The organism is Membranihabitans marinus (genome assembly GCF_021729155.1).
Lineage (GTDB): Bacteria > Bacteroidota > Bacteroidia > Chitinophagales > Saprospiraceae > Membranihabitans > Membranihabitans marinus.
On sequence record NZ_JAJQYA010000034.1, the window covers coordinates 1 to 21,059 of the forward strand.

A 21,059-nucleotide genomic window follows, 5' to 3' on the forward strand; every position below is an offset into this window, starting at 1 on the left:
CCACCCGAGGGAATAATCCCTCGGTTCCCTTATCAAATGCCTTTAGTAGGCATTTGGCTCTTTGAGCTGCATTCGGTAACCCACGGTTTTAACATATCATCCTTTCAGGGACTGAATGCAGTTGCACGAAGTGCAACCCAATTGATTAAATATCAATTGGATGAAGGAGCCAAGGTCACTGTGCCGAGGCGTGACAGCAACATAATTCGATAGTGTTATCTACCATGCCGAGACGTGATATTGTTAATTTATTTTGAAGACGTAGAGACGCAATGCCTTGCGTCTCAAATAAGTGGTGTTAGGAGACGCAAGGCATTGCGTCTCTACGTCGAGGCGTGATTGCCCTATAAATCGTCAGGTTATCAGCACCAGTTCTTCGGCTAGGCATTAATAGAAATTCAAGACAATCGTTCATGTAATACGATGAGATTGCCCCATAAATCCTATGAGAAATACGATTATTCCGAGGCATCATTGCCCCATAAATCTATGTAAAATTCCTTTGAACTCGGTATGACTGCAACGTAATTCGATAGCCAAATTCCCCTCCAATGGAGGGGTGTCAGTTTACTGACGGGGTGGTTTACTGACGGGGTGGTTTGGAATTTCTGCAGGCAATAATAAAATTTATTTTTTTTCAATCGAAATACTCCGTCTGACAAGTAAGACTCCCTTCCTTAGGTGGGGAATTTCGCTGCCGATACTATAGGCTACAAACAAAAAAAAGAAAGCCGGACAAGTCCGGCTTTCCAAGGGCATTATTCAATTGACTACAAATTAATGAATAATAATTCCTGTTTGCCCTATTTTAATATGAAGCGATGAGTGTTTTGTAATTAAAATGCGTATACAGCTGCGATTAAGAACTGTGCTGCACTTTTACTTGTTTCAGTAGTCGATTTCATGAAAATAGTTTGATCGGAAAAATCATGTCTAAACTCTGGAATTATTGTTAATGGACCAGCTTTGATGTTTCCTGTCAATGTAAGTGCGGTTACAGATTCTCCTTCGAAATCTATCCCTTCCGAAGTATAATCTTTGTTCGAGAATGCTTCAGCTCTTATACCTAAATCCAACCAGTCTGTAGTGGCCAATTGAGCGTATAGTGCAACACCAGAAAATCCAGCGTCTCCATCAGCTACAGTATAGTCTGCCGCATTTAAACCCAAGAAAAATTTCTCAGTGACTTGGAAAGTCGTAGTAAGATCGATTTCCGTTCCACTGTACTTTCCTGAAACAAAATTGACATATGCATCCCAGTTTTCAACAGGAGAAATACGCAATTGTGCTCCAAAGTCATTTAATCCATTTAAATCTTGGTATTCATTCCAGTCGTTAAACAAACCAACCATTAAACCGAATTTGTCGTTGATTTCATAGTTCAACTTAATCCCCGCATTTTGAAAAGGACCTGCAGAAAATAAGTATGATGTGGAGTAATTGAAATTGTCAGCAGGGCTGATAACTTCATATCCAACAAATGTACCCATGAATCCACCAGTCAAACTTACTTTTTCACTTAATTCGTATGAAACATATAAGTTTTGAAGGTGAAAACTGTTTCCGTCACTTCCATTGAGAATAGAACTGGCTTGTCCCCGTGGACCAAATGCCATGTCAGCTACAAAGGAAGCTTTTCCAGCCGTCTTTTCAAGTATTAGGTTAGCCATTCCGACTGATATCGAATTGTTCTGACCTGCGAAACTAGTAGCTATATTTCCATAACCATCTTCAGTTTGAAAGCCACTAAAATCGTATTTATAGTATAAATCCACTGATCCAGACATTTCAAAGGGGAGAGAACTCGCCTCGTCTTGTGCATAAGAATATGTGAATAAAATAGCAAATAATAGAGTTAGATTTAAAGTTTTCATATTGTATCCATTTTTGATAAAAAATGTCAGCCCTGCTTATTGATCGAAATCATAAGGGATTAAGTTTTGTCTTAAATTTTGGGGAATTGCTTAAATAAATCGGTGTTTAGTATCCTAAGACAATTTACAATAAGCACAGGATGACCGTTCCACTATGTAGTAATAGTAGGTTTTGTTTCATTAATTAAAAAATATCCAATTAGCCCTTTTGAATTAATTTATCGCCTTATCTTTATGTTTTAAGTAAGATTCAGCGGTTTTGGCTTGAACTGGAAGAGATAGTATTGCCAATAAGGCACTGTTGGGCTGGTAATAAATGTTTGCATAAGTTATCATTTTTTATTCTTAAAAATATTTGTAGGCACGCTTCATATCGACCTACTTTTAATAAGCATAAGCTAATGTAAGACCATAATTATTTCTTAAAAACGACATTTTACGCAAACATGTGATAACAAAATGGTCTTTTATGTTGGCTAAATCATTGATTTATAATAATTTGAAATTAAAAATTTGTTATGCCCATATCCAATTCAGAACAGCTTTTTAGTTTAATTAAAAGCATGAATAAATCGGAGAAAAGGAGTTTTAAGCTTTTTGCTCAACGCTCCCATAACCAAGGTGTCAGTAAATTTATCCAGTTATATGACATTCTTGACTCTATCGATGAATTTGACGAGGAACTAGTTCTTAAGAAAATTAGAAAAATTAATAAATCCCAGCTTTCCAATTTAAAAAGGCATTTATATACCCAGATTTTATCCTCCTTGCGCTATATCTATATAGGTAAAGAATTGGATATCGAGATTCGCGAACAATTGGACTTTGCCAGAATCCTTTATGCCAAAGGTTTGTATATGCAAAGTCTTAAAATATTGGAAAGAGTAAAGGGAATTGCCTCAGAGTCTCATCAAAATATGCTTTATTTTGAAATCTTAGAATTTGAAAAGAGGATTGAGGAAAAACATATTACCCGTAGTAGGGGAACCCAGGGCAAAATTGAGGATCTGATAGAACAATCAGAACACGTAAACAAAATGGTGACCTTGGAATCAAGTCTCACCAGCCTTAAACTCAATATTCACGGTCTGTATATCAAAGGTGGACATGTGAAAAATCAGGCCGAAGCCGACCGCGTTATGGAATATTACAATGCCCATAAACCAGAATTGAATTACGAGGAGTTAGGATTTTTTGAAAAAGTCTTCTTACATCAAATTAATGTATGGCTCTATTATATTCTTTTAGATTTTGAAAAATGTTTACACCACGCCATTGAATGGGTGGCCATGTTTGAAGAGCAGGAGAATATGCAGTCGGTCAATCCCGATCTGTATATGAGGGGCATTCATTATAAATTGACGGCATTGTATCATTTGAATGATGTCAATGGCTATGAGGATACGGTCAAAGCTTTTGATCAATTTTATGAACGAGAAAAGGATGGCTTCAACAAGACTTCAGAAATAATTCATTTCCTCTATAGTTATTATGCCAAATTGGACTTTGCCAATCTCAATGGTCGATTCGATTTAAGTGTGGCTCTGCGCAGAGAAATTGAGCCCAAATTGATAGAATACGAGCGCCATATCGACAACCATAGAGTATTACAGTTTTATTATAAATTTGCTTGGACTTATTTCGCTCGTCAAGAGTACGGCCTGGCGATTAACTATCTAAATCAAATTTTGAGCCTCAGTGTTAAACACCTAAGAGAAGATATTCAGTGCTATAGCTGGTTGTTGTTTATTCTCTGCCATTTTGAACAGGAAAATTTCGCCCTTTTAACCCACTTAATTAAATCGGCTTCGAATTTCTTTGAAAAAATGAAAGAGAAAAATAAGGTTCAAGAGGCTTTGATGAAATTTGTAAAAACCAGATTGCGCCCCAATCACTCAATGACTCGAAAGGCCTATAAGGAGTTGATCCTCACTTTGGATGAATATGCCAAAGATCCCTATGAAGGCAAGGCTTTGTTGTATTTAGATGCGCGCATATGGGCAGAAAGTAAACTGACCAATACCTCCATTGAGTTGATTAAACGTCGTCAATCGGGTTCTACATTTATGTAATATTACAGATGTCTGGAATTGTATTTTTGATTTAACATTGTAGTATTTTATAAGCTTAGGTATATATCTGCGCTCTCCATATAGGAGAAGAGTTTCTGTCTAGAAAACAATGTTTCAGTAGAATTGCTATCATTTACTTTCTAGATAAGATTACATTGTAGAGTGACTATGGAAATAGTCTTAAGAATATATTTTGCGGTATTCTAATATTGGGTTATAAACGGGATGTTGCTGAGATTAATAATCGTTAATTGGCCATTACAAGGACGGGATAAAATTTACCCTATGACGATAGAGTACTATATAGCCAAGGGGTAGAAACTAGTATAACAATAGGATTACTTAAATATTTATGGATAAAATATGACGACACTAGTTACAAAATAGTGATGTACCTTATAGGCAAGACCATTGTTATGATCAGGGCTGAACATAACATTTCAATAAAATAAAACGCAATTACTGATCTATAGATCCTCCAAAAACAAAGCTGCTATCGACTTGTGTTCATGGGTGTTGCGTATGGCTCTGGCAAAAAGTTGACCAGTTTCCAAAACCTTAATTTTTTCTGATTCTTGTTTTAGGGGAACGGTGTCTGTAACTATCATTTCCGAAAGAGCGCTGTTGGCTATATTGTCATAGGCTGTCCCGGACAATACTGCATGCGTACATAAAGCCTTTACTTTATTAGCACCTTTTTTGATAAGGGCATCGGCTGCTTTACACAATGTGCCAGCGGTATCTGCTAAATCATCGACTAAGATTACATCTTTGCCTTCGACATCACCAATGACTGTCATCCCAGCTATTTCGTTGGCTTTGATTCGGTATTTGTCACAGATAACCAATGGGGTATTAAATACCTTGGCATATTTTCTGGCTCTTTTAACACCACCTACGTCTGGTGAGGCGAAGATGGTATTGGTCATATCAAATTGTTCTAAATAGGGCATGAAAACGGCTTCACTCCGCAAGTGATCCACTGGTATGTCAAAAAATCCTTGAATTTGATCGGCGTGAAAATCCATAGTCATTACTCTATCCGCTCCAGCAGCTTGCAATAAATTGGCTATCAACTTGGCTGAAATCGGTACTCTAGGTTTGTCTTTTCTGTCCTGACGGGCATATCCAAAATAGGGAACCACTGCCGTGATGTAACCAGCCGAAGCTCTTTTTGCAGCGTCGATCATTAACAACAATTCCAAAATATTGGACGGTGGTGAAAAAGTCGATTGTATAAAAAACACATAGGCGCCCCGCACAGACTCCTGAATAATCGGGTGCATTTCACCATCGCTAAACTTTTGAAGATCTAATCTAGATAGATTTTGACCGTAAAAATCAGCAATCTTTTTTGCTAGATACTTTGAATTTTGACCTGAAAATAATTTGACGTCAACCATGGAGTTTCAATTTGTATTAGGCTACAAAAGTAAGTTTTCCTTCCGATTAATCATAAAGTAATTGGGAGCACTTGAAATATTTATCAGTAAAAAAGAAGAGAATAGGGTTGAATTCGACAATTTACTCTGAAAACCAACTGGCATAAAGAACGTAATTGTTGGCAATCCGCTGTATTTCACCTGTTTTCAACTCCTCGGGCAATGCTTTAATCTTGCGGGCCGGCACACCGGCATATATGTGACCGGATTCACAACGCGTATGGGCAGGAACTACTGCCCCAGCTGCTATTATCGTATATTCTTCCACGATGGCGTGGTCCATAATAATCGATCCCATGCCCACAAGTACATTGGAGTGGATTTCACAGCCGTGTACAATGGCATTGTGTCCTATAGAGACATTGTCGGCAATGATGGTTTGGGATTTGTTGTATGTACAGTGGATTACTGCACCGTCCTGGATATTGACTTTGTTGCCAATGCGAATGCTGTTGACATCACCTCGCACAACGGCTTGATACCATATGCTGCATTGATCACCCATAATGATATCTCCGATTAATGTGGCATTTTCTGCTATAAAACAGTCTTTCCCCCATTGAGGTGTGTGACCGCGTAAAGATTTAATGAGAGCCATGGTTGTTTGTGATTACGGGTTTGAGAATATAGCCTTCATTGCGCATCAATTGAATGACCCCTGCCGGACCTGCTAGATGGCCGGCACCAACGGCAATAAAGGTTGGTTGATCGGCAATGAGGCTCTTGATTTTGGAAATCCAATCACGATTTCGATTGTCGATCAACAATTCGTTGTACTCCATCATAGTACTATCGGTACTCGACGAAATCTCGTATATGGCATTTAGATCTTGTCGGTGATAGGCTTGAAACAATGTATTTAAATCTTCGTCGACCTCTCCATCCAACTCTATTTTATCCTTAATGGCATTGACCAACATGTCGGCTTGGGTCTTGTAGGGAATACTGTCGAAAATGCTGATTTGATAATCAATAGTCTCTAGTCCTACCACTGGTATATTCGATTTTTTACTTTTATCTAGTAATTCCAATTCATAGGACTTCATATTGCCTGAATCCATATTGTTGAAGTCGGCCATGGTTAAGATGTATAGAAAAAACGGCTTAAGACGTTCAAACAATATTAGTGGGAGACCCATTTTATTAAAAAAATCAGAAACGGTTCGATAATCTTCTGAAGATAATATATCGGAAATCGAAAGATCGTCCTTCATTATAAATTTGTCCAATAGTCCCAACATATTGCCACCTTGCATTTCTTTGAGGTCGATTTCTAGCGCCAATTGACTACATGACGCAAATTTGTCCTCAAAGATGTCTGGCCACAGGTAATATTCATTGGGGACATAGTGTATGGTGCCCAGTAAATACGATGTCTCCTGCAGATTGGGATGATTTATTTCCCAGAGAACTGCATCTTCCAATACCGGTGCAGCATTTTTTTGAACGATGTCTTTTTTGAGCCCACACGACATTACCAATGCCAATGTCATGGCCAATAGAAAAGTCCATATATAGGATTTCCTAATCATTGAGGAAGGTATTCTTGATGATGTGAATCACATAGTTTTTCCATTCCTCTAGATCCAATTTATACATAGTCATTCGATTGTTGAGTTTGGCAGCCGATCGCAATTGACTAAATCCGATAATTAAACTCCACATCGACATATACAATAAACTCGGGGAGTTTTTATTTTTTATTGAGCCATCCTGTTGACCTCTAATGATTTCTTCCTGAAATATAGTAATGGGAATATTGTGAATGTCTTTTATTTTTCTAAAATAAATACTGGTCTTCATGGTCTCAGTAAGTTGATTGGTTTGTTGGCTGGTAGAGCGAACCAATCGAGTATAGTTGAGCAATAGCTCCAAATAAAAAGGATTTTCATTTAAGAAACCAACATAGGCCTCTACCAATTCAACCACGGATTCAAATCCAGAATTACTTTGTTTTTTGTAAAATATGCTGTAGAACAAATCATTCATCTTCAACATACATCGGTATGTCAAAGCCATATAAAGATTTTCTTTGCTATTAAAATAAAAATATACCAAACCTTTGCTCACACTGATATCTACGGCAATATCATCCATTTTGGTGTTTTCATATCCGCGCGCTGAAAATAATTTTTCAGCCGATTTTAGAATCTGCAATTCTTTCTCTTCTCTTTTCGTTAGTGTCATTCCTGTCTAAAACTTCTATTTATTTAATTTTTTCGAAATTCCTATTCAAATCTTGTACGATGACTTCTACGGTTTTTTTCGCAGCACCACCAACACCTAGTTTTACTTCAAGTATTTTGTATTCCTCCTGTAATGTATTAAGAATCTCTAAGTCTTCCAATTTTTTTAATTCTTCGTACAGTCGGTTTACTGTGCATTCTGCTTGAATCAACTCTTTTACGATCTCCTTATCCATAATCAAGTTGGCCAGTCCAATATATTTAATATTAATCAGTCTTTTCGCAATCTCATAAGATATTTGGCTGCCTTTATAACATATCACTTCTGGTACCTTAAACAAAGCAGTTTCTAAGGTCGCTGTTCCCGAGGTTACACAGGCTAGTGTAGCACTGGATAATAAGTCGTAAGTTTTGCCATGATAAATGATTGCTTCCACATTGTAAGATGATATTAAGTCTTCATATAAACCAGAGGGGAGGTGGCTTGCTTTGGCAATATATATATCGTAATCCTTCATCATCTGTGCGGCCTGCAGTTGAATTGGCAAGATTTTTTCAACTTCCTGGCGACGGCTTCCCGGTAGTAAAGCTATTATTTTTTTATCAGACTCTATGTTAATTTTTGTATTGTCTTCCTTTCTATATTGGTCGATGATGTCTACCAAAGGGTGGCCAACATAGTTGACTTGGTAGTCGTATTTTGCAAAAAAGGCCTTTTCAAAAGGAAGGATGCAAAACAATTGATCGATATGTTTTTTGAGGGCCAATGCGCGTTTGGGTTTCCAAGCCCAGGCTTGGGGAGCGATATAGTAATAGTTTTTGAAACCCTTGGCATGAGACCATTTGGCCATCCTCATATTGAAGCCCGGAAAATCGATATAAATGATAGCATGGGGTTGGATTTCTTGTATTTTCGCTTTGGCCAGTTTAAAATTTCTTCTGATAATGCCTAGATTGGCAATCACTTCAGAAAAGCCCATAAAACTGAGTTGATCTATGGATTGATGAATTTCCAGACCAGCTTTTTGCATTTTCTCCCCTCCAAATCCATAAAATTCCGCATCGGGAAAACTCACTTTTAAAGCGTCGATTAGGTGGGCTCCATGCAGGTCTCCCGATGGCTCCCCAGCTATTAAATAAAATTTTTTCATTAAATAATTTCACTTGAAAAATAAATCAACCAAATTATGATAAATACAAAGGTAGGAATGGTTATTCCTCTCATAGCGTTGATGGCGTAGCGTTTTCTACAATATTGCATTAAGATTGCATTGCTGGCCAAGCTCACCAAACTAAAGGTACGAATTCGAAACCCAAAACCGAAGCCATTGTTTGACAGATCTTCACTATGTATAAAGGTGTCAAATAAAAAATAAAATAGGGCAAAAATAAAAATCGGTGTAATCGTTCCGATTAAAATACCAAAATAAAAAGTGTCATATTTTCTATTGAACATCAGCTAGGCCCATTATTTTATCAAAAGCTTTGTAATCGGTTAAATCGTATTGGGAGGGAACTACAGATACATAGCCTTCCTGTAGGGCTTGAATGTCTGTCCCACTACCTGCGTCACGATTTTCCAATTGACCGTGTAGCCAATAGTATTTTCCCCCGCGTGGGTCTTCACCCTGCTGAAATTCTTCCACCCATCGCGCATTGGCTTGTCGACAGACCTTGATGCCTTTAAGTGTGTTGTCGGCGCTGATAGGGATATTGACATTTAGCAATATGGGGTGAATGGGATTGGCCGGCTTTTTCAATAAAAATTCACTGAGGTGTTTAGCCACTTTTTTGGCTACGGTAAAATCCGCTTCATAGGAATAATCCAAATAGGAAAATCCAATGCTATGGATGCCTTCCAATGCCGCTTCCATGGCAGCAGACATTGTTCCGCTATACAATATATTAATAGAGTGATTGGCGCCGTGATTGATACCAGAAACACATAGGTCAATCGTATCCTCTTTGAGGATAACGTGTTTGGCCATTTTGACACAGTCCACCGGAGTGCCACTGCATTCGTAGGCTTCTATTCCATGAAAGGGGTCAACGGGATTGATCCTTATGGGGTCGGTTAGGGTAATGGCATGACCTTGTCCGCTCTGTGGTGAGTCGGGAGAGACGACTACAATACGGCCGAGATCTTTGACTGCATGGACTAAGGCTTTCAAACCTGGAGCGAACATACCATCGTCATTGGTAATTAATATTAAAGGTGTTTTTTGAACCATTTTTAAGTGAATTTGTAAAATATTTACTAGGGACAACTATGCTTTGCTTACTTTTATTTTATTGCTATCCGTTATCTAGCCAATACTCTAAAGAAATAGTATATAAATAAAAAAATAAACCAAGTTTTAAAATAAAGCTTCTCTTTTGGGAGATTTTTGTCAAAAATAGTCAATTTTGTGGAAAGCAGATCTTTGACGATGCATTCTTCGTCATTACATGGGTAATGATGTTGTGTTTTTGTGAACAAATACATCGTGAACCAATTGATCAAATTATTATATAATTTATTAGAATACAAATGCAAAAAGGGAAGACTGGCGTTCTTTTAGTAAATCTGGGCACCCCAGATAGTGCTCGTGTAGGTGATGTACGCAAGTATCTCAAAGAATTCTTATTAGATGGCAGAGTGATCGATATCCCCCCGTTGAATCGACAACTTTTGGTCAGGGGAATTATCGCTCCATTTCGTTCACCCAAGTCGGCAAAAGAGTATGAAAAATTGTGGACAAGTGCAGGTTCTCCAATCAAAATCTATGGTTTTGAGTTAAGAGATAAATTGCAAAACGTTTTGGGTGAGGATTTTCATGTAGTCCTCGGAATGAGGTATCAGAGTCCATCGATTGAAAGTGCTATCAATGAATTGTATGCCAAAGATATAGGTAAATTAATCGTCATCCCATTGTTTCCCCAATATGCAAGTGCAACGGTGGGATCTGTTATCGAAGAAGTCATGGACCAACTGAAGTCCAGACAGACCTTTCCGGCCCTAAGTATGGTTAATCAATTTTATGACAGAGGTGATTTTATTGAGGCTTGGGCTGCTATAGGTAGTAAGTACGATGCCGACAGCTACGATAAAATATTGTTTAGTTATCACGGTATACCACAGCGGCAATTGTTTAAGGCCGATAGTCATCAGTACTGTAAGGCCGACGGTCAGTGTTGCCAGCAGATTTCTGAACGCAATCAATTTTGTTATTCGGCACAGTGTTTTCACAACACTCGGTTGTTGATAGAGCGGATGAAATTGGATCCCAAAAAATGCATTACTACTTTTCAATCCCGGCTCGGTAAATCCGAATGGACCCAGCCTTATACCGAAGCGACTATACATCAGTTGGCGGAAGAAGGATGTAAAAGGATCCTTATTTTTAGTCCTGCCTTTGTAGCTGATTGTTTGGAAACAACGGTAGAATTGGGCATGGAATACAAGGAAATGTTTCTGGAATCGGGTGGTGAAGTTTTTGATATGGTTGAAAGTCTAAACACTTCAGATCAATGGGTGAGTACGCTGGCTCATATGGTTCACGAATCGTAATAACAACTGAATGGATTTTATAAAATTTAAAGACAAAGTTAAGTTAAACCCTTATCAGCCCATTTACTTTTTATACGGGGAAGAGGCCTACTTTATCGATCAATTGTCCGCATTTATTGTGGAGCAAACGGTGGAGCCAGCCATGAAGGATTTTAATTTTATGTTGTTGTATGGAGAGGATGCATCCTATGCCAACCTTATGGACAGCGTATCGAGATATCCTATGATGGCAGAACATCAAGTGGTGGTATTGCGTGAGGCTCAGCGGATGAAGGAGTTTGATATGATGCATACTTATTTTGCCCAACCTCAATCGTCTACAGTATTTATTATAGAGTACAAAAATAAGATCGACAAGCGTTTAAAGCATTTTAAACATTTGGCGAAATTGGATACCGCTTTTGAATCCAAGAAGGTTCGGGATTATGAGATTGCCAATTGGATAATGGCCTATATTAAGAGTCAGAAAGGCGATATCAGTATTCAAAATGCCCAGTTGATTGCTGAGCATTTGGGTTCGGATTTAAATAAGGTGGTCAATGAAATTCAAAAATTAACCATCAATTTAGGTCCTGGGGCCAAGATTACTGGAGACGATATCGAAAAGTACATCGGTATCAGTAAGGATTACAATATTTTTGAATTACAAAAGGCTATTGGTTTAAGGGATCATGGGAGAGTGATTAAGATTACTGAGCATATGGCGCACAACGAAAAGGATTTTCCCTTAGTCATGTTGGTGTCTATATTGTTTAATTATTTTTCGAAGATATATATGTTTCATTTTTTGAAACAGTCACCGCCGGCAGAGAAGATGAAGGCGTTAGGTTTGGGGTCTGCGTTTTTCCTCAAAGAGTTTGAGCAGGCCAGTAAAAACTATCCTTTGGACAAGTGTGAGAAGGTGTTGCGGTTGCTTCAAGATTTCGATTTGCGCAGTAAGGGGATCGGCAATCCATCTGGGGAGAAGGGTGGATTGGTCAAGGAGTTGATCATCCGAATGACCGAATGTAACTGAATGAAGTCACGTAGTGACCAAATGCCCTTAATGGGCATTTGATGAAGGAACCGGAGCCACTGTGCTCCGGGTGGGTAGGCATTAAAAAATATGACAGGAGACGCAAGGCATTGCGTCTCTACGTCGAGGCGTGACTGCACCGTAATTCGATACGATTACTTTTGATCTTATTTCGTCTTTTCAGGTGACTGAGCATAGTTGTCCGAAGGACAACCAAATGCCGTAAATCGGCATTTGGCGAAGGAACCGAGGCCACTGTGCCGAGGCGTGATTGCCCCAAAAATCGTCAGGTTCTCAGCCACTGGCTCCGGCATGATATTCATAAAAATTCATGACAATCATTATTGTGCCGAGGCGTGATTGCACCGTAAATCGATAGGTTTTCAGCCACTGGCTTTGGGCAAACCAATCTAATAATAAGAGAAAAGTCCTGAAAGGACGTAGTCTAATAGCATAGGGTGAAACCCTATGAAAAGGATGCCTTCCTAGAAAAAAGTCCTGAAAGGACGAAGTAATTCATTTCTATCGACAGCAAACATCATTTTCCTATCAAAATCAAAGATTGATATGAATTGAATGATAATGCTCCTGATTTTGTCACACTTTTTGCCCAATCTATCCTATTACCCAATCGACGTTAAGTCGATTGGGTACTTTCCTCTCCCACCCAATGCGCAGAGGCATTGGCGCCTTCATCCTGGCATCCCCACCCACGACACAGTGGTCGTGGTTCCCTCGCCATTGATCCATTTAGGATCAATGGTGCTACGCACTTTACTCGGTCATCCTCTGCGGCATGACTATACTTTACGAAATCTGACTTTGGTGGTTTAGACTTCCAATCGTCAGAATACATTTGTCAGAATATTGCTTTATGACATTCGATCATCTATTAAGGATACCGATTTTAGTTTAATCTATCCAAAAGATATTTCTTGTCTTTTCTTCAAATTATTAATTCGCAGGTGGCACTGTAGGGTATTAATCATGACAAATCCAATCTTTGTATTTCCTTAGCAGCAATCCTTTTTAATATTTCGAACGCATCTGAACTATTCTAAATTTGATTCTTTTGAATGAATACTGTCCTTCACATTTAATAATAGTTCAGAAAGTTTTGCCATATCGTTTTCTTGATATAATTTTTCGTAAATAGGTTTTGAACGTATTTCATAATGTTGCTCATAATAATCATAAGGAGGATAATCATTTTCCAGAGTGGTATTAAATTTTTGATCTAAATCCTTAATCTCCATAAATAACTTTTGTTTTAATTCGAGCATCTGGTCAATTTCTTCCTTTGAATAAGAGTCTAATTTTTCCTGAAATTTGGAATCAATTTTTGATAGATAGGCTATAAATTCTCTTTCCGGATTTAATCTTTTATGAATGGATACCCATTGTTTTAATATAGAATCCATTTCTACCAAATTTACGTCCGCGATGGTTTTTTCTGATATAATACCATCTAAATCAGCGACTGTCAAATCGTATTTACTTAGTAACTGATAAAATGCATCTGACTTGTGTTTTTGGCTTGAATCTTCACTTTGATTTTTACATGAGATAAGCAATAAACATAAAATGATAATTGAATAAAAGAAGGTTAGTGATTTTAAATTTTTCATAATTTCATATTTTTATAGAAAAGTGGTTATTACATCTATGTGTTCCGTAGTATTCTCGGTTCCCGTAACCAAGCGGAAGCCCAATTGCGTCGGTAATGCATACTTTTCTAGTTCCTAAATCTTACAATCATTTTATTTGAATTACCATTATCGATGTTGTGTATAAAGACCTTGAAAAACGTGAGTCTAAATGTTGTCGCTGAAGGAAAAAAACAGTTTGTTTTAGAGGCCACACCTAGCTTCATAAAAAATGAGTAATCTGCTGTCTTCAGCCTAGCCAATCAATTACTCTAATCCAATTGTGTGATCGCTTTATGGTGTTTCTCTGTTGCAGCCATATCCATCATATAGACAATGTCTTATTTGATAATTACATAATAAAACAAAATAATGTATTTAAATTTTCACTTTAGTGTGTTTTGGGCGCTATACAATATATTAAATTTTGTTTAAATTTTATTTGTGTAGTGTGTTTTATTTAAAAATAAAGTTTTGCTGATGGTGGTTTATTGGGGTTGAAGTGCTGTGTGGGCAATGTAACGCGGTGGGAATCCTAATCATCCGAGGTGCAGTGACCTCGGCTTCTTGAATACAATAATATTTTTACGGTGACAAGTACTTAAACTTGTCAATTTAAATGCAGTGTCGTCACGATGCTGAGGCCACTGTGCTCCGGCATGGTATTTATAAAAATTCAAGACAATCATTATTGTGCTACGACGTGATTACCCCGTTAATCTTATGGGATGTTCCATAGTATCGTGGGGCAATTTTCTATTACATTTGAAGATGTAGAAACAAATCGAAGTATAACCGATAATTATATATGCATTTGGTATTATTTGGTAATAGGTGAAAAGCGGATAGCTAAGATGATGTCGCAAGTATGTATCAATATTCAATTTTTACCCTTTGAATGTATTCGTTGTATAAACCAAATACGCCGTGATTGCCAGGAATGTTGGAGTAAATAGGTTGAACCGTTTGATAGATATCTTCTCCAAAAGAAAAGAATTGCCTATTGTCTTTTTGGAATAAGATCCATGCTTCTGAGAAATAAGTGGTTTCTACATTGATATAGGATGCAAGCTCTCTCCCTTCTGGGTCTGTAGGGTCAGTAATATTTACAATTAAAAACTCTGGTTTGGAGTCCCATATAAGGGCGTCTGAAAAATCCATAAATAATAATTTTTTACTAAAAGTGGGGCGATCTAGATATTGACCAGTAGAATCCGATGGTGAAGTAAGGATGGTGTAGGCTCCGATGGGTTTTTCAATTTTGCCTAGTACTAATTCAACCAAAGTTACTTGAGTATTTGTGTCTATAGCTTGAGCCAGTTCGATAGATGAATATATCGGTTGAACAGGCAGGGACTCTGGAAGTGATTCATATACTCGATTGGATTGTAGGTCATGAACAGAGATACTATAGGTCTCGTCTATATTTAATTGTATTTCTTCTGGAAGCAAACTAAAGTAACCAGTAGAGTCCTCTGTCAATTTATATTTTTTTATTCCAGATTCCAATAGATAAACTTCAAGTGGGGGAACAGGGGGTACTACAGCAGTGAGTCCTTGAAGGGGTCTATTGTATTGAACCTCTACTCTGGCTCCATTTTGTGGGCTGGCATGACCATAGATGAGTAAATGAGGTTGGTAAACAGGAAGATCTACTGGGACTACGATACTGCGATCACAACTGCAGAAAAATAGGCAGGTGATCAAGACGAAAGAAAACAAATGGAGAAATGGGCGGTTGAAATCACACATCATGTTCATTTTTATTTAAAGTTCAAATCCAAAATTCACAGTAGGAAATAAAGGCAGAAATCCATAGACCCGCAGTTGCCCGCTTTCCTCTGGTGCCACATAGAAGGGGTTGACTTTGTCGTAGGCATTGTAGACCCCCAGTCCAAACCATTGCTTTTTATCCTTGCGTTTGGTTCGCCATTCTCGATCAAGACTAATATCCAATCGGTGGTATGATGGCATACGCAAATTATTGACTTCTCCAATAATGGGGAAGTTTGACGATATGATGTCACTATCAGAATTGATGCTATTAGGGACGGTGAAAGGCCGACCACTTTTATAGATCCATTGGCCTGACAGTTTGTAGTCTTTTCTAAATTTCCAAATGACTAGGAGGTTGAGACTGTGGCGATAGTCGAAGTCGGCGGCAAAACTCCTTCCTCCATTGAGAGTGGGATATTGTGCTTTGGAATGGGCGTAGGTGTAGGATATAGATCCATGAAGTTTTCCTTGGGTTTTTTGCATCATAAGTTCTAAGCCCAAGCTCCGATTCATCCCATTGCGGTGAAGGTGGTTGGGGTATTCAATAATGGATTGGTATTCGTCTAACGACGGAATGAATTTGGTCAAATTGTTTTGCCTTTTGACATAGAATTCTACACTTAATCGGTCTATGAAATGATCTAATGTTTGAAAATATCCAAGTGACCATTGATGTGAAGTAGAAATGGGTATTTCATCGTTGGCGCTGGCGTAGTATTCTCGATAGTGACCAGTTAAATCTGTATACCCTAACAAGGCCATCGTCTGTTGTTGATAATTATAGGCAGCGTTAAAGGAGGAATTTTTGTTGAGGTGGTATGTGGTTAAGATTTTTGGTTCTGGGAGTAGTCGGACGGTCGAAGGGGCGTTGTAAAAGGGCAGTCGTATCCCTGTTTTAATGAACCAACGAGGATTGAAAGTGTATTGCATATCTGCAAAACCCGCAGTGGTAGAGATGGACCTTTGGCTAAGAGTGTCCGATAGAGCAAAATTGGTAGATACTACATTTTTTATTTTTTCTTCTTCCTTCCTATAGCTAAATATGCTGTAATCCATTACTTCTCTTTCAATACCGTAATTTAGTTTTATTTGGGAATTGAATTCAGTCTCTCCTGTTACATTCCATTTATAGGATTGGATGGAATTTCCCGATCCTTCTTGTCTTAATATAAATCTAGATAGGGTGTCATTACTGCCGTAACCACTGAATATGTTTCCCGATGGATCTTCTAGGTCGAGGTATTCATGGTTGTATTTAGAATAGCTCGCATGGGCTTTTAATGTCGTCTTATGGTTGAGGTAGAAACTGTAATTTAATGCGAGGGCGGAATTCTTATTAATTAAAATTTCATCGGAATCGCCGTCGAGAAAATCGATGTGGTCGTCGGTTATTATTGAACTCAAGGATAGGTGGTGCTGAGGGCTGATTCTAGCATCGATACGACCATTGAAGTCGAGAAATCGATAATTGAAGCTATTGCCCTTCATAATTCTTCTTTTTTTCTTGGTAATCGGACCGGTAACTAGGTCTACTAGGGAACGTCGTAGTCCAAGGGAGTAGCTAATGCGGTCCTTCCATAGAGGGCCTGTTATCTTGGCCCTTGAATAAATAAAACCCAGATCTAAGTACTGTATATGTTCTTTAAAATTTCCCTGAGCTGACCGTATATCCATGACGGAGGACAATCGCCCACCGAATTGAGAGGGCCAGTAACTTTTATAAAAATCCACAGAATTGATCATTTCGGAGTGAAATATGGAGATAAAGCCTCCGATGTGATTGACATTGTAAAGGGTGGCGCCGTCGAAGAGAATTTGGTTTTGGTCTTGATCTCCACCGCGAACATAGAGCTGGGCATAGCCTTCTCTGCCTTCACTGATGCCGGGTAGAAAGGCGATGGATTTTATGACATCCGAAGTGCCGATAAAGGAGGGCAGACTGGATAGAAATTCCATGGGGATGTCTTGGTGCCCGTTGGCGGCGTTGCGATGGTAGGCCTCTTGGCCGTAGATCACTATGGTGGCCAATTCTTGATTGGTGAGGGCTATGTTGAGTTGAGGAGCTACTTCCTTGATCTGAAATAGGCTGTCTTTGAAACCTACGTAACTGACCTTGATGGAGTCTCCTATGTGGGTGATGAGGTGGGCTTTGCCTGCTGCATCGGTATTGACATAGCTGTGATCTGATTTGTTTTCTATGTATGCGAGGTAAAGCGCTTCCCCTGTTTGAGCAGAGGTGATGGTAAAAGTAGTGTTTTGCGCCCAGAGCAAATGGGGTAAGCAAGCTAAGAGAAAAAATAAGGTTCTTTTCATTGCTTTTTTTTTTAAAAGCCCAAAGAGTAATTCTTTGGGCTTTTATATTATCCTAATTGAAAGGAATCATTTTTATGGATTCAAGCGATATTGGCAATTAATTGAAAACCCTAATTCCATAAAATAAAGTTTGTCAACGAATTTGTCGTTTTGTAGTCGTGGTAGGACATCGGAGAATACTTGGCCGTCAATCCGTATTCTGTCATTGACCTTACCGTAGAATCCTAAGTGTATGCCAGGAGTGATTTTTCTAAATTTAGAATCTATCCCAGAATGGTCTTGGGCCGTAATTAGGGCTTGGAATTCTTCTTTTTTAGACAATCTCAGATTTAGATGTCCACCCAAAAGTAGGCCAAATCGCTCATAAACATTGAAGTCAAGGGTCAGGGGGACTTTTAAGTAGAGGCTGCGAACGGAAATAGGATTGTCTTCATCGAATACTAGGTTTCCATCCTGTGTTTTAAGTTGTGGAATATTTTTAAATCCTGTATAGCTGATTAATGCTCCCAATTCAATGCCGAGCATTCCATCTTTTCGGAATTTAGTTGCTGCCTTAAAACCTGCATTGATGGAATAATCAGGTTTGGTTCTTACCTTATTTGATGCATCATAATACTGTTCTAAGTAAGTAGTTCCTCCGCCGAGTACGGCATCGAGTTTGATTTGTGCTTGTGCGCTTAAAACAATGCAAGTCACAATTGTAGTTAAGATTGAAATTTTATTCATTTTTATCGTATTAATTTAATCCCAGAAATTATAGGTGGTTGGGCAAGAATTATATGGTCTAGGTGGATTATTACAACATAAGGTTGCCCACATAGTTCCAGTTCCTCCTGTAGTACCTCTTCCTACACTCCAATTTATTTTTACTTTAGAATTATCAAATTCATAATAGATTTCATAAGCATCTAGATCATTATATTTAACCAGTTGTTTTGAATTACTTTGATATCCTCGATTCCATTCGAAAATGAAGTCTTTTTCTTCAGCATCCGTTACTGAGAAGGCTATATTTCTTGCATATAAATTTGTTTTGTAATCGTGCCAACCTCCCCAACTTTTTTTATGGCCAGCAACTCTAATTTCAGTTTTAGTATATCTTAATAGTCCATCTGGTGCAGTATATGCTTTTATGCTTAGGAACGCTTTTCTATCCCCTACTTGATAATAACTATCGTGTTTTAATCGTTCACAATTTTCGTCTCCACCATCTCGAAATTGGATTGTTTTATTTATTCTGTAATCTATAATGTATATACCTCTTATGCTATCGTTTTCATAAAGTGACTCTGCATAGACTAGTTTTTCAGAATCCCCATCTTCTATGATGACCAATTTGTCTGGATATATTTTATGTAGACTTTTTCCTACCCAGTACATTTGATTCCTATTAACTATGGTCTTGTAGTGACCTATGTCAATAAGGGGAGTTACCGTACTATCTAACATGGTAACGATGTCTTGATGTTTTGTTTTCCATTTTATAAATTCTGCTTGAGTCTTTAGCTCGCCAAATTCGTCATTTGCGTTTGAGATTAATGTTCTTAGACTTTTAAATCCAGATTTTGATTCCCATTGATCCAATTCCTCTTCATTCATATTTAAAATTTTGTCAAGGTCTTCCCTAAATGATTCAGGATTGGTAAAATGGAGGGCTCCATTTTTAAGAACTACATTTGTAATTCCTGTTTCAATTGATATTTCTTGAAAATTGGGCTGTAATTCAAGCTCATCACATGAGAAAAATAAAGTGACTGCTAGGAGTAAGGTGAAAAGTCCTAGTTTGTTTGTTTGTTTGTTTGTTTGTTCATTTTTTTATGATTTTAAGTGAGTGAGTTAATTGAAAATGCTAAAATATGATTTTAATTGTTAAAAGTGGTTAAAAAAAATAAATAAATAATTTACATATAAATGTAATCGGTGGTATATATATTTAAATATTGTTTTGGTTAGGGTTGTTTAGGTTAATTATTTAAAAAGGAATCATTTTTATGGATTCAAGCGATATTGGCAATTAATTGAAAACCCTAATTCCATAAAATAAAGTTTGTCAACGAATTTGTCGTTTTGTAGTCGTGGTAGGACATCGGAGAATACTTGGCCGTCAATCCGTATTCTGTCATTGACCTTGCCGTAGAATCCCAAGTGTATGCCAGGAATGTATTTCCTAAACTTCCCTTGGGAGCCTTGGACGGTATGTAAGGCTTTAATTTCTTCCTTATTAGTCAATCTCATGTTGAGATGTCCACCCAAAAGTAGGCCAAATCGCTCATAGACATTGAAGTCAAGGGTCAGGGGGACTTTTAAGTAGAGGCTGCGAACGGAAATAGGGTGGTCATCATCGAATACCAGATCACCATCTTTCACATCTATCACGGGAATGTTTTTAAATCCGGTATAGCTGATTAACGCTCCCAATTCAATGCCGAGCATTCCATCTTTTCGGAATTTACTAGTCGCTTTAAATCCAGCATTGATGGAATAATCAGGTTTTGTTCTTACCATATTTGATGCATCATAATATTGTTCTAGGTAAGTAGTTCCTCCTCCGAGTACGGCATTTAGTTTGATTTGAGCATTTAGCGAGAAAAAAGTACAAAATAGTAAAATGGTGGTAATGGTAAATACTTTCATATTGTGTGATTGGTTTATTTTTTAATGCATGAGTTGCTTTATAATATCGGTTTAATTATGTTTATCTATGTCTGAGACTATTTTAAGGTAGTAGGTCGTTTATTGAATTTGCTAAAGCGTTTTTTGGGAGGTGTAAATTAATTTGTGTGTCTTTTTGGGTTAAATTTAAACGAATTGTTGCTTGTTTTCGTGATTGAATGTGATGATTATTTTTAAAAAATAATTTTATTTGTCAATATTTATTTATGTAATTCTGAAATGGATTGTGTTGTTTGTATTTATTTAAATAATTACGATTTTATAATAATGGAATGTTTAATAAAGATCGATAATGGAGACGAAAGGCCAACTCATCCTAAACACAGAGATCAACTCATCCGAAGCACTGTGCTCCGGCATGTCATTTATAAGATTTATGAAGATCTCAAATGTCTTATCTGATTGAATGAATCAAAAATGGTAAATATTGAATTGTCAGAATCTGATTTGTCACACTTTATGCCCAATTTATCCTATTATGTCATTACAGGGAATGAAAAGATATGATCTCT

General features: G+C 37.7%; 19 protein-coding genes. 4 read left to right on the plus strand and 15 right to left on the minus strand.

Going from position 1 to position 21,059, the window contains the following annotated elements:
- Window positions 1-213 (plus strand): hypothetical protein (locus LVD51_RS16565; protein WP_236972479.1); only part of this gene is annotated, 213 nt, incomplete at its 5' end.
- 623 nt (window positions 214-836) lie between these two features.
- On the opposite strand, the gene LVD51_RS16570 is transcribed toward LVD51_RS16565, so the two are convergent.
- On the minus strand, window positions 837-1,874 hold the full coding sequence (locus LVD51_RS16570) for an outer membrane beta-barrel protein (protein ID WP_236972480.1): 1,038 nt from the start codon (window positions 1,872-1,874) through the stop codon (window positions 837-839).
- A gap of 518 nt (window positions 1,875-2,392) precedes the next feature.
- On the opposite strand from LVD51_RS16570, the gene LVD51_RS16575 reads away from it, so the two are divergent.
- Window positions 2,393-3,946 (plus strand): hypothetical protein, encoded by a 1,554-nt coding sequence (locus tag LVD51_RS16575; protein WP_236972481.1) that lies wholly within the window; start codon window positions 2,393-2,395, stop codon window positions 3,944-3,946.
- Between the two features lie 467 nt (window positions 3,947-4,413).
- On the opposite strand, the gene LVD51_RS16580 is transcribed toward LVD51_RS16575, so the two are convergent.
- The 7 genes from LVD51_RS16580 to surE all read right to left on the minus strand — a co-directional run bounded on the left by LVD51_RS16580 (window position 4,414) and on the right by surE (window position 9,805).
- Complete coding sequence (locus tag LVD51_RS16580) at window positions 4,414-5,349, minus strand: ribose-phosphate pyrophosphokinase (RefSeq protein ID WP_236972482.1); 936 nt, start codon at window positions 5,347-5,349, stop codon at window positions 4,414-4,416.
- A 121-nt stretch (window positions 5,350-5,470) separates the two neighbouring features.
- Window positions 5,471-5,986 (minus strand): gamma carbonic anhydrase family protein, encoded by a 516-nt coding sequence (locus LVD51_RS16585; protein ID WP_236972483.1) that lies wholly within the window; start codon window positions 5,984-5,986, stop codon window positions 5,471-5,473.
- A complete protein-coding gene (locus LVD51_RS16590) occupies window positions 5,973-6,920 on the minus strand; it encodes a TraB/GumN family protein (RefSeq protein WP_236972484.1) in 948 nt (315 codons plus the stop codon). Before LVD51_RS16590 ends, LVD51_RS16585 begins: the two co-directional genes overlap by 14 nt.
- Entirely contained in the window at window positions 6,913-7,575 is a 663-nt protein-coding gene (locus LVD51_RS16595) for a TetR/AcrR family transcriptional regulator (RefSeq protein WP_236972485.1), read from the minus strand. The genes LVD51_RS16590 and LVD51_RS16595 overlap by 8 nt, the downstream gene beginning before the upstream one ends.
- Window positions 7,576-7,594: 19 nt before the next feature.
- Window positions 7,595-8,725 carry a lipid-A-disaccharide synthase gene (gene lpxB / locus LVD51_RS16600; protein ID WP_236972486.1) on the minus strand — a complete coding sequence of 377 codons (1,131 nt, stop codon included), beginning with the start codon at window positions 8,723-8,725 and terminating at the stop codon, window positions 7,595-7,597.
- A complete protein-coding gene (locus tag LVD51_RS16605) occupies window positions 8,725-9,030 on the minus strand; it encodes a hypothetical protein (RefSeq protein WP_236972487.1) in 306 nt (101 codons plus the stop codon). The genes lpxB and LVD51_RS16605 overlap by 1 nt, the downstream gene beginning before the upstream one ends.
- Window positions 9,020-9,805: a 5'/3'-nucleotidase SurE gene (gene surE / locus LVD51_RS16610; RefSeq protein ID WP_236972488.1), complete on the minus strand. Its 786-nt coding sequence runs from the start codon at window positions 9,803-9,805 to the stop codon at window positions 9,020-9,022. Before surE ends, LVD51_RS16605 begins: the two co-directional genes overlap by 11 nt.
- A 299-nt stretch (window positions 9,806-10,104) precedes the next feature.
- On the opposite strand from surE, the gene hemH reads away from it, so the two are divergent.
- The gene (gene hemH / locus LVD51_RS16615; protein ID WP_236972489.1) at window positions 10,105-11,124 is read left to right on the plus strand and encodes a ferrochelatase; all 1,020 of its coding nucleotides are present in this window, start codon (window positions 10,105-10,107) and stop codon (window positions 11,122-11,124) included.
- Window positions 11,125-11,134: 10 nt separating this feature from the next.
- Window positions 11,135-12,139 carry a DNA polymerase III subunit delta gene (gene holA, locus LVD51_RS16620; protein ID WP_236972490.1) on the plus strand — a complete coding sequence of 335 codons (1,005 nt, stop codon included), beginning with the start codon at window positions 11,135-11,137 and terminating at the stop codon, window positions 12,137-12,139.
- 637 nt (window positions 12,140-12,776) lie between these two features.
- Here holA and LVD51_RS16625 read toward each other — a convergent pair.
- From LVD51_RS16625 to LVD51_RS16655, 7 genes are all read right to left on the minus strand, one after another.
- Entirely contained in the window at window positions 12,777-12,995 is a 219-nt protein-coding gene (locus LVD51_RS16625) for a hypothetical protein (RefSeq protein WP_236972491.1), read from the minus strand.
- Window positions 12,996-13,191: 196 nt separating this feature from the next.
- The gene (locus tag LVD51_RS16630; protein ID WP_236972492.1) at window positions 13,192-13,767 is read right to left on the minus strand and encodes a hypothetical protein; all 576 of its coding nucleotides are present in this window, start codon (window positions 13,765-13,767) and stop codon (window positions 13,192-13,194) included.
- 891 nt (window positions 13,768-14,658) lie between these two features.
- Window positions 14,659-15,540: a DUF4249 domain-containing protein gene (locus tag LVD51_RS16635; protein WP_236972493.1), complete on the minus strand. Its 882-nt coding sequence runs from the start codon at window positions 15,538-15,540 to the stop codon at window positions 14,659-14,661.
- Between the two features lie 12 nt (window positions 15,541-15,552).
- On the minus strand, window positions 15,553-17,874 hold the full coding sequence (locus LVD51_RS16640; protein ID WP_236972494.1) for a TonB-dependent receptor plug domain-containing protein: 2,322 nt from the start codon (window positions 17,872-17,874) through the stop codon (window positions 15,553-15,555).
- A gap of 72 nt (window positions 17,875-17,946) precedes the next feature.
- The gene (locus LVD51_RS16645) at window positions 17,947-18,600 is read right to left on the minus strand and encodes a hypothetical protein (protein ID WP_236972495.1); all 654 of its coding nucleotides are present in this window, start codon (window positions 18,598-18,600) and stop codon (window positions 17,947-17,949) included.
- Window positions 18,601-18,615: 15 nt separating this feature from the next.
- Entirely contained in the window at window positions 18,616-19,473 is an 858-nt protein-coding gene (locus tag LVD51_RS16650) for a hypothetical protein (protein WP_236972496.1), read from the minus strand.
- A gap of 390 nt (window positions 19,474-19,863) precedes the next feature.
- Complete coding sequence (locus tag LVD51_RS16655) at window positions 19,864-20,508, minus strand: hypothetical protein (RefSeq protein ID WP_236972497.1); 645 nt, start codon at window positions 20,506-20,508, stop codon at window positions 19,864-19,866.
- Window positions 20,509-21,059: the final 551 nt, after the last annotated feature.